This is a genomic window from Massilia agri, from assembly GCF_024753255.1.
In the GTDB taxonomy this organism is placed as follows: Bacteria; Pseudomonadota; Gammaproteobacteria; order Burkholderiales; family Burkholderiaceae_D; genus Telluria; species Telluria agri.
Genome location: NZ_JANUHA010000057.1, coordinates 1 through 470, shown reverse-complemented (window position 1 = coordinate 470; position 470 = coordinate 1). Strand labels below are relative to the sequence as shown.

Annotated in this window: 1 protein-coding gene; it reads right to left on the bottom strand. The window is 66.6% G+C overall.

From position 1 onward, the window contains the following. The coding region (locus NX780_RS25115) for a helix-turn-helix domain-containing protein (RefSeq protein ID WP_258830618.1) at window positions 1-399 on the bottom strand (399 nt) is incomplete at its 3' end. Between the last annotated feature and the right edge of the window lie 71 nt (window positions 400-470).

Below are 470 nucleotides of genomic sequence, written 5' to 3'. Positions count from 1 at the left end.
CCCCTCGACCCTGAACTTGTCGTTGGCCAGGTAGAACGCATCGCGGCAGCGCCCTTTTTTCTTGAATACCGGAGGATGCGCCTGCCTTCCTGCGCGGCGCTGCTCGAAGTAGCGGGTCCAGGCCCTGGCGAGGTTCGAAAAGGGCTGGGCATGCGCGTCGCGATGGATGGTGCGCAGCCAGGGCTGGCCGTTCCCGTCAAGCCAGGCCGGGTCCGAGTACTTGATCCTGTTGAACTGCCTCTTCAGCGCCATCGCGTTCGGCTTGCCGCCCGCGGCGGCCTGGCGCTGCCATTCGGCGAGGGCCCAGTTCCATACCCGGCGGGCGGTGCCGGCCGCGCGCGCGAAATAGCCACGCTGCTCAAGCGTCGGCTGAATCTTGATCCGGTGCGCCAGCAGCATGGTGATTCTCCAGCGACACGCGCAGCTGACGGCGGTAGTTGCGCAGCCCGTACAAGCGGCTCGAGAAGCAG